The sequence below is a fragment of the Sphingobacterium sp. JB170 genome (assembly GCF_900163865.1).
GTDB lineage: Bacteria > Bacteroidota > Bacteroidia > Sphingobacteriales > Sphingobacteriaceae > Sphingobacterium.
In genome coordinates, this window is record NZ_FUKU01000031.1 from 1 (window position 1) to 11,414 (window position 11,414).

Genomic DNA, 11,414 nt, shown 5'->3' on the forward strand with positions numbered 1-11,414 from the left:
GATTAACGCAAATTCTTTCATCTTTTTAAAATTTTATTGTTCGCCCTAATGACGATTGAATTTTCAAAATGGGGACAACACCACGCTGTTTTGTATATGCTAAGTTAAAAAAACAATCCCATAAAGCCACTCACAGCCAAACACTTCCTCTGACTGCCACTTTGCTAAAACGCCCTGATTTCTGAAACACCTTTGTTCCGAAAGACCGCAAAGAGCGGGATAACAGTAACAAATTAATGTGTTTCAATTATGAAAAAACAGAGAAAAAAAGTTTTGCTGGCAGCCGTGGCTATGCTGTCAGGAATGAGTGCGTTCGCACAGGGAAACGGTTCGGCAGGTATCAACGAGGCTACCCAAATGGTAACAAGCTATTTCGACCCCGCTACGCAGTTAATTTATGCCATTGGAGCGGTCGTAGGATTGATAGGCGGTGTTAAAGTTTACAACAAATTCAGTTCGGGCGACCCCGATACAAGCAAGACTGCGGCAAGCTGGTTCGGCGCGTGTATCTTCTTAATCGTAGCGGCGACCATCCTGCGTTCATTCTTCCTTTAATCCATCGCCCTATGAGTAGTTACAACATCAACAAAGGCATTGGAAGGACAGTGGAATTTAAAGGACTGAAAGCGCAATACCTGTTCATTTTTGCAGGTGGTTTGCTCGGTACGCTCATTTTCGTGATGATACTGTATATGGCAGGCGTAAACTCGTACATCTGCCTTTTCCTCGGAGCAGGCGGTGCTTCGCTGATTGTATGGCAGACGTTCTCGCTGAACAGGAAGTACGGCGAACATGGGCTAATGAAAATCGGAGCGGCTAAAAGGCATCCACGCTACATCATCTGTCGCAAGCCTGTACATCGCTATTTGAAATTCACTCCTAAATCGAATGCCCTATGAGAAACGTTGCAAAGACAACAACGCTGGAAAACAAGTTTCCACTTTTGGCAGTAGAGAACAACTGCATCTTATCTAAAGATGCGGACATTACCGCCTGCTTTGAGGTTCGTTTGCCGGAACTGTTTACGGTAGCTTCTGCGGAATATGAAGCTATTCACTCCGCCTGGCACAAGGCTATCAAGACTTTGCCGGATTTTACGGTCATCCACAAACAGGACTGGTACATCAAAGAAAGCTATGCGCCCGATTTGGCAAAGGAAGACCAAAGTTTTTTGGCAAAATCCTATCAACGCCATTTCAACGAGCGACCGTTCTTAAACCATTACTGCTACCTTTTCCTGACCAAGACCACCAAAGAGCGTATGCGTATGCAGAGTAATTTTTCATCACTTTGCAAAGGTACGCTGATACCAAAGGAAATCAGGAACAAGGAAACGGTACACCGCTTTATGGAAGCTGTGGCACAATTTGAGCGTATCGTGAACGATAGCGGTTTCATAACCCTGCAACGGCTTACTGAGGATGACATCATCGGAACGGACGAAAAACAGGGATTGTTGGAACAGTACCTAACCCTGTCAAGGGAAGCCGGAACACCGATGCAGGACATCGCCCTCGGAACTGAAGAAGTCCGTATCGGGAACAAAAGGTTAAGCCTGCACACGCTTTCGGACACGGACGACCTACCGGGAACGCTATCGGCAGATACCCGTTTTGAAAAGCTTTCCACCGACCGCAGCGACTGCCGTTTGTCGTTCGCCGCACCTGTGGGTTTGCTGTTGAGCTGTAACCATATCTACAACCAATATTTGTTTTTGGACAACAGCGAAGACAACCTGCAAAAGTTTGAAAAGTCCGCAAGGAATATGCACTCACTGGCTCGTTACAGCCGTGCCAACCAGATCAACAAAGAGTGGATAGAAAAGTACCTGAACGAAGCACATTCGTTCGGTCTTTCTTCAATCCGTGCGCACTTCAACATTATGGCTTGGTCGGAAGACCCTGCGGAACTGAAGCAGCTAAAGAACGATTGCGGTAGTGCATTGGCACTAATGGAATGTAAGCCACGCCACAACACGACGGACGTAGCCACCTTGTATTGGGCAGGTATGCCGGGGAATGCAGGCGATTTTCCGAGTGAGGAAAGTTTTTACACTTTTATCGAACCTGCCTTGTGCTTCTTTACTGAAGAAACCAACTACCACAATTCGCCCTCGCCGTTCGGTATCAAGATGGCTGACAGGCTTACCGGAAAGCCCATTCATTTGGATATATCAGACCTGCCCATGAAACGTGGTATTATCACAAATCGGAACAAATTTATACTTGGTCCGTCAGGAAGCGGGAAATCTTTTTTTACCAACCACATGGTTCGACAGTACTACGAACAAGGTGCTCACGTATTGCTCGTGGATACAGGGAACTCTTATCAAGGTTTATGCGAACTCATTAAAGGGAAAACCAAAGGCGAAGACGGTGTTTATTTCACGTACACCGAAGACAACCCGATTGCCTTTAACCCTTTCTATACGGACGATGGCGTATTCGACATCGAAAAGCGGGAAAGTGTCAAGACTTTGATACTGACACTTTGGAAACGTGATGACGAGCCACCAACCCGTTCTGAAGAGGTTGCCCTTTCCAATGCTGTGAGCGGCTATATCGAACGAATAAAATCGGACGATGTGTATCCGTCGTTCAACGGTTTCTACGAGTATGTGCAGAATGACTACCGCAAGGTTCTCGAAGAAAAACAGGTAAGGGAAAAAGACTTTGACATTGCCAATTTTTTAAACGTTCTCGAACCCTATTATAAGGGCGGCGAATACGATTACCTGCTCAATTCCGATAAGCAATTGGACCTGCTTTCCAAACGCTTTATCGTCTTTGAAATTGATGCAATCAAAGATCACAAAATCCTCTTTCCCATCGTGACCATCATCATTATGGAGGTCTTTATCAACAAGATGCGGAGGCTCAAAGGTGTCCGAAAACTCATCCTGATTGAAGAAGCCTGGAAAGCAATTGCCAAAGAGGGAATGGCGGAATACATAAAATATTTGTTTAAAACCGTCAGAAAGTTCTTCGGAGAAGCGATTGTCGTAACGCAGGAGGTCGATGATATTATCCAGTCGCCCATTGTGAAAGAAAGTATCATCAACAATTCCGACTGTAAGATCCTCCTTGATCAGCGAAAGTACATGAACAAGTTCGATGATATTCAGGCCATGCTTGGGCTTACGGATAAGGAAAAAGCACAGGTACTTTCAATCAATATGAACAACGATCCCTCTCGGCTTTACAAAGAAGTATGGATCGGCTTGGGCGGTACACACTCCGCGGTATATGCTACAGAAGTGAGTTTGGAAGAATATCTCGCCTATACAACCGAAGAAACCGAAAAGATGGAAGTGATGCAGCTTGCCGCAGCACTGGGCGGCAATGTGGAGCTCGCCATCAAGCACATCGCTATCGAGCGGCGTGATAAAGCAATTCAATAATTATTAATCATTTAAAAAATCAGAAACAATGAAAAATGTCATGTTACTGGTGTGTACGGTACTCATGCTCGCCGTAGCACCTTCCGCAAAAGCACAATGGATCGTTACCGATCCTGCAAACCTGACTTCAGGTATTCTCAACTCTGCGAATGAAATCATACAGACTTCTTCCACCGTGAGTAATGTCGTAAAAAATTTCAAAGAAGTGGAAAAGGTCTATAAGCAAGGTAAAGAATATTACGACAAACTGAAAGCAGTAAGCAACCTTGTAAAAGATGCCCGTAAAGTACAGCAGACAGTTCTTCTGGTAGGTGATGTATCCGAAATGTACGTGCAGAATTTCGGCAAGATGATGAACGACCCTAATTTCAAACCGCAGGAACTGGTCGCTATCGGCAATGGCTATTCGGCATTGCTTAATGAAAGTACCGAACTACTGAAAGAATTGAAGCAGATCGTTTCCTCATCCAGCCTTTCGCTGAATGACAAAGAGCGTATGGATATTATTGACCGTGTGTACAAAGAAGTAAAGGAATACCACAGCCTTGTGCGCTATTACACTAACAAAAACATATCTGTAAGCTATTTAAGAGCGAAAAAGAAAGACGATACCAAAAGAGTGCTTGACCTCTACGGAACTTCTAATCAAAAATACTGGTAAAGATGGAATGGAATAATCTTCACGAAGTCCTGCGTTCGCTGTACGACGATATGATGCCGCTTGCCGGAGATATGGCGGCAGTGGCTAAAGGTATGGCGGGATTGGGTGCATTGTTCTATGTGGCATTAAAGGTTTGGCAGGCTTTAAGCCGTGCCGAACCTATTGATGTGTTTCCGTTACTCCGCCCGTTTGCTTTAGGACTGTGTATTATGTTCTTTCCAACCATCGTGTTGGGAACCATCAATGCGGTATTAAGTCCGGTGGTTAAGGGAACCCACGCCATACTCGAAGACCAGGTGCTTGACTTGAACAAGCTGCAACAGCAGAAAGACCAGTTGGAATATGAAGCAATGGTCAGAAATCCCGAAACCGCTTATATGGTATCAGACGAAGAGTTTGATAAGAAACTGGACGAATTGGGTTGGTCGCCATCCGACATTGGTACGATGGCGGGTATGTATATGGACAGGACAGGCTATCAGATAGAAAAAGCCATAAAGGACTGGTTTCGTAATCTGCTTGAAATACTGTTTCAGGCGGCAGCACTGGTAATAGATACCATACGGACGTTTTTTCTGATTGTCTTATCCATACTCGGACCGATAGCTTTTGCTATTTCTGTGTGGGATGGGTTTCAGTCCACGCTCACGCAATGGTTCACACGCTACATCAGTGTTTATCTGTGGCTACCTGTTTCGGATTTGTTCAGCTCAATGTTGGCAAGAATACAATCCCTGATACTGGAACGGGACATTGAAATGCTGGCTGATCCGACATACATACCTGATACCTCAAATACCGTGTACATCATTTTTATGATAATCGGCATTATCGGATACTTCACAATACCGACGGTAACAGGCTGGGTTATCCAGGCAGGCGGAGCAGGAAACTTTACCCGCAATGTAAACCAGACAGCAATGAAAACCGGAAATATTGCCGGAGCCGGAGCTGGTTCAGCCGCAGGGAATATTGGTGGCAAGTTAATGGGAAAATAAAAACAATCAAATCATAAAAAAATGGAATTTAAAACGCTAAGAAACATTGAAAACAGTTTCAGACAGATCAGGCTTTATGCCATCGTGTTTGCGGTTCTCTGCACTGGCGTGGTAGGATATGCCGTATGGCAGTCCTACCGCTTTGCAGAAGAACAGCGCCAAAAAATCTATGTATTGGATAACGGCAAATCTTTGATGCTTGCCTTATCGCAGGATGCCAGCATCAACCGTCCTGTGGAGGCAAGAGAACACGTAAGGCGGTTTCACGAGCTGTTCTTTACGCTTGCTCCCGATAAGAATGCCATCGAAAGCAATATGAAACGGGCGTTTAACCTTGCGGATAAAAGTGCCTTTGATTATTACAAAGACCTTTCCGAAAAAGGTTATTATAACCGTATTATATCGGGTAATGTACAGCAACGCGTCGAAGTAGATAGTGTCGTGTGCAACTTCGACACCCATCCTTATGCTGTACGAACCTATGCCAAACAATTCATCATCCGTTCAAGCAACGTAACCCGACGAAATCTGATTACTACCTGCTATCTCGTGAACTCTGTTCGCTCAGACAATAATCCACAGGGTTTCAATATCGAAAAGTTTGCAGTGGTGGAGAACAGGGACATTGAAGTTATCGAACGCTAAAATTTTGGATATGAAACAGTTACTTGATTTAGACACGTTCGCAAAAACCCTTACAGATAAAGGGTATGACGGCTATTTTCAGACAGAAGCGGCTTATGCAGACAAAATAAAAGACAGCATCAGCAGGTTTTTGGAGGCTTGTAACAGCAGAATGGACAAACCGATGCTGCCTAATATTATGATGCTGAAAACCTACCTTCAATGGAATGGCGACGATAAGCCAAAAGTTGAATGCAATATGTGGGTAAAGTACGAAGACGGTCTTTTTGATGTACAGAAAATGAATATTGAAAGAATAGATCAGTACGGGCAATTATTGAAGCAAGCGAAATTAACAGACCTCACTACAAATTCGGTTCCAACAAGAAAAGAAGCCATTGCACAAGTGACTGAAAAACTGAAAGAACAGTTGTCTGCCCGCAAAAGAGGGTTTAGGATGTGATAACACATAATCATTAAAGGATGAAAAAATTAAGAGCAAATATGGACAGATACTTTGACCAATTGGACGACCGCTGGCGAGAACTGCCTTTGCGGAAACAGCATAAATATACCCTTTACTTTTTTCTTGGGTATCTGCTGCTTACCGCAGGGGTCATTGCCAAAGTATGGTACGATGCAGGAAATTTCAAAAATGACCTCCACATCGAACATCTCGAAAACCCTGTCCTCCAAAAGAAAGAACATCCTGCACCCTTGCAGGATACATTAACAACAATCTTTAAAAATAAGTTTTATGAAAGAAAATGAGAACAAAAAAACGGTTGTCCGGGTAACAGAAGGAAGCCCGGCAGCAACCGCTGATATGCTGCAAGACAGCAAACAGAACAAAGCCCAAAAGCTCAAAAAACCACTCATATTCGGTTTGATGGGCATTGTATTCGTAGGCTGTATGTACCTGATATTTAAACCATCTTCAGATAAAAAGGTAATCGAAAATATCGGGCTGAACGATGCCGTACCGCAGGCTACAGAAGCAGGTTTGCAGGCAGATAAGCAAAAAGCGTATGAACAGGAAATGCTTGAACAGAAAAATCAGGAAAAACGCAACGCCCTGACAACGCTATCAGATTACTGGAACACAGACAGCACACAGGACATTGAAGATGAAATTCCCGAAGAGGACGAAAACTACGGTTATAGCGGAGGCAGAAGCTCGGGCAGATCCGGTAACACAGCACTGAACAGCTATCGTAATGCCCAAAATACATTGGGTGGGTTTTATCAGGATGATCATTCGGAAACAATGGAGCTCCGCAGGCAGTTGGAGGAATTAAAAGAACAATTGGTGGACAAAGATGTACCAAAGCCAGCTACCATAGATGACCAATTGGCATTGATGGAGAAGTCTTACCAGATGGCGGCTAAATATCTGCCGTCAAACACAAATTCAGCAGGAACTCCACCTTCTAATGGTGCAGGGGCTGCTACGGCTCAAACGGTTTCTACACAAAAGGAGCATTTTGTAGCATTCACTTCCGCAAGAAAGAATGCGGTTTCTGCTTTGTACCGTGAACCTTCCGACAGTACATTCTTAGCCGACTGGAGCGAAACCCGTAACAGGGGTTTTTATACCGCAGGTTCTACACAGCAGGTGGTGCAACCGAAAAACAGTATCAAAGCCTGTATTCATGAAACACAGACCATTATCGGTGAAAGTGGTGTACGACTGCGTTTATTGGAGCCGGCACAAACTCCAAGCCGTACCATTCCGCAGGGAACAGTTCTAACGGCAATCGGTAAGTATCAAGGGGGACGTTTACAACTAAAAGTAACCTCGATTGAATTGGAGGGCAATATCATTCCGGTAGATATAACCATTTATGATCTGGACGGACAGCAAGGCTTGTACGTTCCCTATTCTCCCGAAATGAACGCCCTTACGGAAATGGCGGGTAATATGAGCCAGACTTCGGGAACAAGCATAATGCTTACGCAAAATGCCGGACAACAGGTTGCCGCAGATTTAAGCCGTGGCGTAGTACAGGGTATTTCAGGCTACTTCGCCAAAAAAGTAAGAACACCAAAAGTAACACTGAAAGCAGGACATCAGGTCTTTTTGGTATCAAAAAAATAATGTTGAACTCAAATAAATGGAAAAATGAAACCTGTATGGATACCATTAAAAAACAAACACTAATCCATACAAGCTTCATCACCATTAAAATTAAATATTAAAGACAATGAAAAATCATTTAAAAACCTTTTGGGCATTTGCCCTGATACTCGGCTTTGCCGTACAGTCTTACGCACAGGAAAGTGCCAGAACTCCGCTTGCATTAGGCAAGATAGAGCCTTACAAAATGGAAGTAACCTATGACAAAACTTCGCACCTGATTTTCCCGACGGCTATCCGTTATGTGGATTTGGGAAGCGAATACCTGATAGCAGGAAAAGCCGAAGATGCGGAGAATGTTTTACGGGTAAAAGCATCCGTGAAGGATTTTGAAGCAGAAACCAATTTTTCCGTTATCACCAATGACGGTCGCTTTTACAGCTTCAATGTGTATTACAGTTCCTATCCCGAAGCGTTGAGTTATGACCTTTTGACAATGCAGAAAGCAGTAGGTAAAGCCAACGGAAACGATGTGCTTTTTGAAGAATTGGGCAACAATTCGCCATCATTAGCAGGCTTGCTGTTGGAAACCATTTATAAGAAAGACAAGCGAATTGTAAAGCATATCGGAGCTAAGAGCTTCGGCATCCAGTTTATCCTCAAAGGGATTTACATACACAATGGCAAGTACTATTTCCATACGGAGTTAAGAAACAAAACCAATGTGCCTTTTCAGATTGATTTTGTCAATTTCAAGGTGGTCGATAAAAAAGTTGCTAAACGTACCGTAGTACAGGAACGCCCAATGATACCGCTTCGTACTTATAAACCATTGGATGCTATTGGTGGTAAGACCGTCGAACAGAATGTTTTCCTTTTGGATCAGTTTACCATTAACGATGACAAGGTTTTACTGATTGAAATCTTTGAGAAAAACGGAGGCAGGCATCAGACACTTCAAGTGGAAAATTCGGATTTAATCAAAGCTCGTTTGATAAACGATATGCATCTGAAATTTTAATAACACTTTAAAGCAATAAGAATGAAAAAGTATATCTATACCGTGATGCTACTCTTTGTGGCCATCACGGTTACACAGGCACAACGAATGCTACCAAAGCAAAAAGGATTGGAAGTAACCACGGGCATACTGTCCGATGAGAAAATTGGTAATGATTATTACATCAGTGTAGCAATGACCATAAACGGTAAGAACGGCAATTATCAGCTTTGGGCATTGGAATACACGCATCAATACCACGACTACAAAGGTATCCAAATACCACAGGAAACTTATACTGCCGAGGGCGGTTACAGTTTCTTCCTGTTAGGTGATACCCGTAAGAACATCACGCTGAACTTAGGCATAACAGGCGTAGTAGGTTATGAAACCATCAACCGGGGCGAAGCAATGTTGTACGATGGTGCGAAGATACTGAGCGAGGATAATTTTATCTATGGAGCAGGCGGACGGCTCACGTTTGAAACATACTTGTCAGACCGATTTGTATTAGTGCTGCAAGGGCGTACAAAGGTAGTATGGGGTACGGATCTGGAACAGTTTCGTCCGTCCGCAGGTGTGGGATTAAGGTTTAACTTTTAAAATTTGAAACGATGATAGCAATATTTAATAAATTCAGAATAGGAATGTTGCCAATATACCTAATGCTGGCAATCCTGACAGGTTCTATTTCGCTGGTATCTTGCAGCAAAGATGATGAACTCGAAATACAGAACGATTTTCCTTTTGAGGTAAACGTGATGCCTGTGCCTAAAGATGTATCAAATGGGCAGACGGTAGAAATACGCATTACCATACAACGAACAGGGAACTACACGAACACACAGTATTTTCTTCGCTATTTTCAGTTTGACGGTACAGGAACATTGCAGTATTGCGATGAACAGCCGTACCTGCCGAATGATTTGTATTCGTTGCCAACTGAACAATTCAGATTGTATTACACTTCCACGTCCACCGTATCACAGTCCTTTGAGGTTTGGATTTCGGACAGCTTCGGGAATGAAAAGCAACTGAGCTTTCAGTTTAATAGTAGTGATTAAAATGGGTGGCAACATCCAGAAGAACCAAACCGATCTGTAAATACTCTTGCAGGTCGGTTTTTGCTTTTTACCATACTGTAAACCGCCAAACACTACCTTTCAAAGCCAATCAATACCACATTTCCCAACCCTGCAATAAGCCTTTATAAATTCGACTTCCACAGCAAAAATGAGCAAAAATGGAAGTTATCGCAATACAAAAATCCGCATTGGACGGAATGAAGAATGAGCTTAAAGCACTTTTGGAACTGACTGAAAGTACCACCCGAAAATATACGCCTATTTTCAAAGGGGAGCAATGGCTCGATAACCAGGAAGTGTGCCTGATGATGAACATTACCAAACGGACTTTGCAGACCTACAAAGACAAAGGCTTGTTGCCTTATTCCAAGCTGAACCGCAAGAATTATTACAAACGCTCGGATGTACAGGCTTTGCTCGAAGCCGGACAGCCGTACAATACCAACGACAATGAATTTATTGACCAATGAAGCAGAAGAAATCATCGAACAACGGGAGATGATAATACAGTTACGAAGCCGTATTGAAGAAATACTGAAGAACTATCGTCCTGTAATGAACGGTGAAATTTTCCTTTCGGGCGAAGACGTGTGCAAGCTGCTGCACATCAGTAAACGCACCCTCCAACAATATCGTGATGACAATGTCCTGCCTTATATCCAGATAGGGGGCAAAATTATCTATAAGGAAACGGATTTGTTGGGCATATTGGAGCAAAATTACATCTCCAACAAAATCGACTGACTATAACCTTTTTTGTTCCTGATTATACACGCATATAGGAATGACTTTATTATCTTTGCTTTTAGAAAATATAAAAATACTTAAAGTGTTTTTACTTTAAGTTCCGCATTAGAAACTGGTAATTTTTAAATCCCCGGAACAGATAGGTAAGAACGCTCACGTTATAGGCGTGGGCGTCCGCTTATTTGGGGGATGGCGTACCAGTGCCTTAATGCCGGTAAGTGTGATTGCCTACGCTTTATTTTTTGTGTAGGGTTCACAAAAAATAAAAAAATGGTATTATGGATACAGTAAACAAACCTGAACAAACCCTCGCCTTTATCAATGATAAAAGCCCGATTATAGATGTCATCTGCAATGAGCTTGCTAATTCCGGAATTGAGATATTATTCCGTTCGGAAAATATAGAAAGCGGATCATCTCAATTATCTGTTCTAACAGCATTTCCCGATGTTTGCATCATCGACCTCGATTTTTATGACAAGAACGTGCTGGCACAGCTACGGGAATTGAAAACGCAATATCCGACTATAAAGCTGATTGCCCATAGCGATATTGATACTGAAAAAGCGGTAATTTCTCTTTTGGATATTGGTGTTGCTGCTTATCTGCTCATTGGTAGCGATAAGGACGATTTTAAAAAAGCCATTGAGGGCGTTTCCGATAATGGAAGATATTTTAGTGTGGGAGTAGCGAAAATAGCAAGAGAATATTTTGCTAATAAATGACCGTCTAATCTTAATAGTGTAAAATATCTGTTCTAAACAAGCGACGTTCTTTTGCTTCTCCTATGTTTGTATAATATAATCTAAGTGAGGAAAAGTG

At 42.9% G+C, this 11,414-nt stretch carries 15 protein-coding genes; all 15 read left to right on the top strand.

The annotated features are described in order from the left end of the window. Positions 1-249 precede the first annotated feature (249 nt). The 15 genes from FM107_RS10110 (at position 250) to FM107_RS10180 (ending at position 11,317) form a co-directional block, all read left to right on the top strand. Positions 250-555, top strand: coding sequence for a DUF4134 domain-containing protein (locus FM107_RS10110; protein ID WP_086948400.1), 306 nt, complete (start codon positions 250-252; stop codon positions 553-555). A gap of 11 nt (positions 556-566) precedes the next feature. After that, positions 567-899 carry a DUF4133 domain-containing protein gene (locus FM107_RS10115; RefSeq protein WP_086948401.1) on the top strand — a complete coding sequence of 111 codons (333 nt, stop codon included), beginning with the start codon at positions 567-569 and terminating at the stop codon, positions 897-899. Continuing rightward, positions 896-3,400: a TraG family conjugative transposon ATPase gene (locus FM107_RS10120; protein ID WP_086948402.1), complete on the top strand. Its 2,505-nt coding sequence runs from the start codon at positions 896-898 to the stop codon at positions 3,398-3,400. Before FM107_RS10115 ends, FM107_RS10120 begins: the two co-directional genes overlap by 4 nt. Before the next feature lie 28 nt (positions 3,401-3,428). Beyond that, positions 3,429-4,061: a DUF4141 domain-containing protein gene (locus tag FM107_RS10125; RefSeq protein WP_086948403.1), complete on the top strand. Its 633-nt coding sequence runs from the start codon at positions 3,429-3,431 to the stop codon at positions 4,059-4,061. 2 nt (positions 4,062-4,063) lie between these two features. Next, entirely contained in the window at positions 4,064-5,059 is a 996-nt protein-coding gene (traJ, locus tag FM107_RS10130) for a conjugative transposon protein TraJ (RefSeq protein ID WP_086948404.1), read from the top strand. Positions 5,060-5,080: 21 nt separating this feature from the next. Further along, positions 5,081-5,704: a conjugative transposon protein TraK gene (gene traK / locus FM107_RS10135; RefSeq protein WP_086948405.1), complete on the top strand. Its 624-nt coding sequence runs from the start codon at positions 5,081-5,083 to the stop codon at positions 5,702-5,704. 10 nt (positions 5,705-5,714) lie between these two features. Next, complete coding sequence (locus tag FM107_RS10140) at positions 5,715-6,146, top strand: hypothetical protein (protein ID WP_086948406.1); 432 nt, start codon at positions 5,715-5,717, stop codon at positions 6,144-6,146. Between the two features lie 20 nt (positions 6,147-6,166). Beyond that, positions 6,167-6,454, top strand: coding sequence for a nitrogen regulatory IIA protein (locus FM107_RS10145; RefSeq protein ID WP_086948407.1), 288 nt, complete (start codon positions 6,167-6,169; stop codon positions 6,452-6,454). Beyond that, the gene (gene traM, locus FM107_RS10150; protein WP_086948408.1) at positions 6,441-7,781 is read left to right on the top strand and encodes a conjugative transposon protein TraM; all 1,341 of its coding nucleotides are present in this window, start codon (positions 6,441-6,443) and stop codon (positions 7,779-7,781) included. The genes FM107_RS10145 and traM overlap by 14 nt, the downstream gene beginning before the upstream one ends. Positions 7,782-7,887: 106 nt before the next feature. Next, entirely contained in the window at positions 7,888-8,781 is an 894-nt protein-coding gene (gene traN, locus FM107_RS10155) for a conjugative transposon protein TraN (RefSeq protein WP_086948409.1), read from the top strand. Between the two features lie 21 nt (positions 8,782-8,802). Further along, positions 8,803-9,363: a conjugal transfer protein TraO gene (locus FM107_RS10160; protein ID WP_086948410.1), complete on the top strand. Its 561-nt coding sequence runs from the start codon at positions 8,803-8,805 to the stop codon at positions 9,361-9,363. Positions 9,364-9,374: 11 nt separating this feature from the next. Continuing rightward, positions 9,375-9,824 carry a DUF3872 domain-containing protein gene (locus tag FM107_RS10165; RefSeq protein ID WP_086948411.1) on the top strand — a complete coding sequence of 150 codons (450 nt, stop codon included), beginning with the start codon at positions 9,375-9,377 and terminating at the stop codon, positions 9,822-9,824. Positions 9,825-10,003: 179 nt separating this feature from the next. Further along, positions 10,004-10,315: a helix-turn-helix domain-containing protein gene (locus FM107_RS10170; RefSeq protein ID WP_086948412.1), complete on the top strand. Its 312-nt coding sequence runs from the start codon at positions 10,004-10,006 to the stop codon at positions 10,313-10,315. Then, positions 10,296-10,589 carry a helix-turn-helix domain-containing protein gene (locus FM107_RS10175; protein WP_086948413.1) on the top strand — a complete coding sequence of 98 codons (294 nt, stop codon included), beginning with the start codon at positions 10,296-10,298 and terminating at the stop codon, positions 10,587-10,589. The genes FM107_RS10170 and FM107_RS10175 overlap by 20 nt, the downstream gene beginning before the upstream one ends. A gap of 281 nt (positions 10,590-10,870) precedes the next feature. Continuing rightward, positions 10,871-11,317: a response regulator transcription factor gene (locus FM107_RS10180; RefSeq protein WP_086948414.1), complete on the top strand. Its 447-nt coding sequence runs from the start codon at positions 10,871-10,873 to the stop codon at positions 11,315-11,317. Positions 11,318-11,414 lie beyond the last annotated feature (97 nt).

Excerpts from the sequence above, each read along its gene's own strand:
- FM107_RS10110 (WP_086948400.1), top strand. The coding sequence starts at position 250 with ATGAAAAAACAGAGAAAAAAAGTTTTGCTGGCAGCCGTGGCTATGCTG.
- FM107_RS10115 (WP_086948401.1), top strand. The coding sequence starts at position 567 with ATGAGTAGTTACAACATCAACAAAGGCATTGGAAGGACAGTGGAATTT.
- FM107_RS10120 (WP_086948402.1), top strand. The coding sequence starts at position 896 with ATGAGAAACGTTGCAAAGACAACAACGCTGGAAAACAAGTTTCCACTT.
- FM107_RS10125 (WP_086948403.1), top strand. The coding sequence starts at position 3,429 with ATGAAAAATGTCATGTTACTGGTGTGTACGGTACTCATGCTCGCCGTA.
- traJ (WP_086948404.1), top strand. The coding sequence starts at position 4,064 with ATGGAATGGAATAATCTTCACGAAGTCCTGCGTTCGCTGTACGACGAT.
- traK (WP_086948405.1), top strand. The coding sequence starts at position 5,081 with ATGGAATTTAAAACGCTAAGAAACATTGAAAACAGTTTCAGACAGATC.
- FM107_RS10140 (WP_086948406.1), top strand. The coding sequence starts at position 5,715 with ATGAAACAGTTACTTGATTTAGACACGTTCGCAAAAACCCTTACAGAT.
- FM107_RS10145 (WP_086948407.1), top strand. The coding sequence starts at position 6,167 with ATGAAAAAATTAAGAGCAAATATGGACAGATACTTTGACCAATTGGAC.
- traM (WP_086948408.1), top strand. The coding sequence starts at position 6,441 with ATGAAAGAAAATGAGAACAAAAAAACGGTTGTCCGGGTAACAGAAGGA.
- traN (WP_086948409.1), top strand. The coding sequence starts at position 7,888 with ATGAAAAATCATTTAAAAACCTTTTGGGCATTTGCCCTGATACTCGGC.
- FM107_RS10160 (WP_086948410.1), top strand. The coding sequence starts at position 8,803 with ATGAAAAAGTATATCTATACCGTGATGCTACTCTTTGTGGCCATCACG.
- FM107_RS10165 (WP_086948411.1), top strand. The coding sequence starts at position 9,375 with ATGATAGCAATATTTAATAAATTCAGAATAGGAATGTTGCCAATATAC.
- FM107_RS10170 (WP_086948412.1), top strand. The coding sequence starts at position 10,004 with ATGGAAGTTATCGCAATACAAAAATCCGCATTGGACGGAATGAAGAAT.
- FM107_RS10175 (WP_086948413.1), top strand. The coding sequence starts at position 10,296 with ATGAATTTATTGACCAATGAAGCAGAAGAAATCATCGAACAACGGGAG.
- FM107_RS10180 (WP_086948414.1), top strand. The coding sequence starts at position 10,871 with ATGGATACAGTAAACAAACCTGAACAAACCCTCGCCTTTATCAATGAT.